Here is a 3,845-nt window from a genome sequence, read left to right on the forward strand (position 1 = left end):
CTGCACGAGCTGACGAAGGACCGTCCGCTCGCCGCGTTCGTGCTGTTCTCCTCCGCGGCTGGTGTGTTCGGTGCGGCGGGTCAGGCGAACTACGCTGCCGCGAACGCCTTCCTGGATGCCCTTGGCGAGCACCGCCACGCCGCGGGTCTCCCGGCGCAGTCCCTGGCCTGGGGCCTCTGGGCGGAGGACGGCGCAGGCATGGCGGCCGGGCTGGACGACGCGGACGTGCAGCGGATGGCCCGCGGCGGCGTGCAGGCGCTGTCCACGGCCGAGGGCCTGGGCGTGTTCGACGCCGCCCTGCGGGCCGAGGATGCGGCGCTGGTGCCGATCCGCCTCGACCTGGCGGGCCTGCGGGCCCGTGCGGCGGATCCGGCTGCGGTGCCGCCCCTGCTGCAGGGCCTGGTACGGCCGGCTGCCCGCAGGTCGGCCTCTGCGGCCACCGCTGCGGGCGGCGGCTCGGCGCTCGCAGCGCGGCTCGCAGGGCTGGCCGAGGCGGACCAGTACCGCGATCTCCTGCACACCGTCAGGTCCGAGGCCGCCGCCGTGCTCGGGTACGGCGGAGCGGAGGCGGTCGATCCGACCCGGGCCTTTCGCGAGCTCGGGTTCGACTCGCTCAGCGCGCTGGAGCTCCGTAACCGCCTGAACGCCGTCACGGGCCTGCGGCTGCCCGCGACCCTCGTCTTCGACCACCCGAGTCCTGCGGTGCTGGCCCGGCAGCTCCGGACCGAGCTCCTAGGCGTGCCGGAGGCGGACAGCGGGACGCCCGTCCCCGGGGCCACTGGCGCTGAGGATGACCCGATCGCGATCGTCGCGATGAGCTGCCGCTTCCCCGGCGGGGTCGAGACCCCCGAGGACCTGTGGCGCCTGGTCGCGGACGGCCGTGACGCGATCTCCGGCTTCCCCGCCGACCGCGGCTGGGACCTGGAACAGCTGTACCACCCGGACCCGGACCACCTCGGCACCTCGTACACGCGTGAGGGCGGGTTCCTGCACGACGCGGCGGCGTTCGACCCCGCCTTCTTCGGCATCAGCCCGCGGGAGGCGCTCTCCACCGACCCGCAGCAGCGGCTGCTGCTGGAGACGTCCTGGGAGGCCTTCGAGCGGGCGGGCATCGACCCGGCGTCCCTGCGTGGCAGCCAGACCGGTGTCTTCGTCGGCGTGATGTACCACGACTACGCGACCCGCCTGCAGCAGGCCGCGGCCAGCGGCGCCGAGGGCTCGATGGGCAGTGGCGGCGTGGGCAGCATCGCGTCCGGTCGCCTCTCCTACACCTTCGGGCTGGAGGGGCCGGCCGTCACCGTCGACACGGCCTGCTCGTCCTCGCTGGTGGCGCTGCACTGGGCGATCCAGGCGCTGCGCACCGGCGAGTGCACGCTCGCCCTGGCCGGCGGGGTCACCGTCATGGCGACACCCGCGACCTTCGTCGACTTCAGCCGCCAGCGCGGGCTGGCCGCCGATGGCCGCTGCAAGGCTTTCTCCGATGACGCGGACGGGACCGGCTGGGGCGAGGGCGTCGGCATGCTGCTGGTGGAGCGGCTGTCGGACGCCCGGCGGAACGGTCATCCGGTCCTGGCGGTCGTCCGCGGCAGTGCCGTCAACCAGGACGGCGCGTCCAACGGTTTGACCGCGCCGAACGGGCCGTCCCAGCAGCGGGTGATCCAGCAGGCGCTGGCCAGTGCCGGGTTGACGGCCGGCGAGGTGGACGCGGTGGAGGCGCACGGAACCGGGACGCGTCTGGGCGACCCGATCGAGGCGCAGGCCCTGCTCGCCACCTATGGGCAGGGGCGCGGCGAGGAGGAGCCGCTCTGGCTGGGCTCGGTGAAGTCGAACCTGGGTCACACCCAGGCGGCGGCGGGTGCGGCCGGTGTGATCAAGATGGTGTTGGCGATGCGGCACGGAGTGCTTCCGAAGAGCCTGCACGTCGGCGAGCCGTCCTCGCACGTCGACTGGTCGGCCGGCGCCGTCGAACTGCTGACCGAGGCCCGTCCCTGGCCGGAGAACGGACGCCCGCGCCGGGCCGCGGTCTCGTCCTTCGGCATCAGCGGCACCAACGCCCACACGATCATCGAGCAGGCACCCGCGGAGGAGCCGGTGCCGGCCATTACGAGCACGGGTGCGCCGTTGCCGCTGGTGATCTCGGGCAGGACGGAGGAGGCGCTGCGCGGGCAGGCCGCTCGGCTGTGGGAGTTCGTGGCGGCGCGTCCTGACGTGGAGGTGGCCGATCTGGGGCTGTCCCTTGCGACCACGCGCTCCTCGTTCGAGTGGCGTGCCGGGCTGGTGGCGGGCGACCGTGCGGAGCTGTTGGCGGCGCTGGAGGCGTTGGCGAGCGGCGTGTCGTCGGAGAGCGTCGGCACACCGACCGGTGGGCGGACGGCGTTCCTGTTCACCGGTCAGGGCAGTCAGCGGGTCGGGATGGGCTTCGAGTTGTCGGCGGCCTTTCCGGTGTTCGCGGCTGCGTTCGACGCGGTGTGTGCCGAACTGGATCCGCTGTTGGACCGTCCGCTGCGTGAGGCGATCGCGGATGTGGAGCTGATCAGCGAGACCGGGTTCACGCAGTCGGCGTTGTTCGCGCTGGAGGTGGCGCTGTTCCGGTTGGTCGAGTCGTGGGGTGTGCGGCCGGACTTCCTCGCCGGTCACTCGATCGGTGAGCTGGCCGCCGCCCACGTCGCGGGCGTGTTCTCGCTGGCGGACGCATGCAGGCTGGTGGCGGCGCGCGGTCGCCTGATGCAGGCGCTGCCGCGCGGCGGCGCGATGGCGGCCCTCCAGGCATCGGAGGGTGAGGTACTGCCACTGCTGATCGGCCGCGCCGACGAGTTGGGCATCGCCGCCGTCAACGGTCCCGACTCGCTGGTGGTCTCGGGCGAGGAGCGTTCGGTCCTGGAGCTCGTGGCGGACTGGGAGGCGCAGGGACGCAGGGCGAGGCGGCTCACCGTCAGTCATGCGTTCCATTCGCCGCTGATGGACGGCATGCTGGCGGAGTTCCGCGCCGTGGCCGCTGAGGTGGTTTTCGCGGAGCCGCGGATTCCGATCGTGTCGACGTTGACCGGTTCGCTCGTGTCGGCCGAGTTGACCGACCCTGAGTACTGGGTGCGGCACGTTCGCGAGGCCGTCCGCTTCGCTGACGCGGTGCACGTGCTGGAGGGCGAAGGCGTCCGGACGTTCCTGGAGCTGGGCCCGGACGGCACGCTCAGCGCCATGGCAGGGCACTGCCTCGGCGAGGAGAGCGGCGCCGTCCTCGTACCGGCCCTGCGGCGCGACCGGGCAGAGGCCGAGGCCGTTGCCGCCTGCCTGGGCCGCCTTGCCGTGGCCGGGACGGCGGTGGACTGGCCGGCGGCGTACGGCGGACGGGCCGGGCGCGTCATCGATCTGCCCACCTACGCCTTCCAGCGGGAGCGGTACTGGCCGCAGGGCGACGCCGGTGTGCCGGGCGATGTCGGCGCGGCCGGGTTGAGCGCGGCCGACCACCCGCTGCTGGGGGCCGCCGTGCCGCTGGCCGAGGGTGACGGGCTCCTGTTCACCGGGCGGCTCTCGCTGGACGCGCACCCCTGGCTGGCGGATCACGCTGTCGCGGGCACGGTACTGCTGCCCGGAACGGCCATGGTGGAACTCGCGGTCCGGGCCGGCGAGCAGGTCGGCTGTGCGCTGCTGGAGGAGCTGACGCTGGAGGCGCCACTGATCGTGCCCGAGACCGGCGCGGTCCGGCTCCAGCTGCGGCTGGGTGCCGTCGACGCCGACGGGCGCAGCACCGTGGCCGTGCACTCCCGGCCTGCGGAGGCTGCTGATGACGTGCTCTGGACGCGGCATGCGGTGGGTCTGCTGGCGCGGGAGTCGGCTGCCGGTGGCGT

1 protein-coding gene is annotated in these 3,845 nt (G+C 73.6%); it reads left to right on the plus strand.

The window, feature by feature from the left end:
• A partial coding sequence (locus ACZ52J_RS42750; RefSeq protein WP_465626825.1) for a type I polyketide synthase occupies positions 1 to 3,845 on the plus strand: 3,845 nt, incomplete at both ends.

It is taken from the genome of Kitasatospora sp. NPDC034035, assembly GCF_055575755.1.